The sequence below is a fragment of the Streptomyces sp. NRRL B-24572 genome, assembly GCF_002156145.1.
Taxonomy (GTDB): domain Bacteria; phylum Actinomycetota; class Actinomycetes; order Streptomycetales; family Streptomycetaceae; genus Streptomyces; species Streptomyces vietnamensis.
The window spans coordinates 7,732-7,964 of the sequence record NZ_MWIG01000542.1 but is presented as its reverse complement, the minus strand read 5'-3'; positions in this window follow the sequence as shown (position 1 = coordinate 7,964).

Sequence of the window (233 nt, the reverse complement as noted above, 5' to 3'; positions counted from 1 at the left end):
GTGAAGAGGAGGCGGAAGGAGCGGGTGCGCAGGGGGTGGGGGACGGACGGGGGCGCGACGGGGTGCACGGGGGCAGTGGCCATGCCCCGCAGAGTATTTCGGTTCCGAATAATTCGTCAACGAAATACTTTTCGGGACGGGAGCGCTCCGCCGACGTACGATCACTCCATGGCCTCCCCCGACGAACCGCGCGACTGGACCGACGGCCACGTCGACCGCTGGCAGCCCGTCCT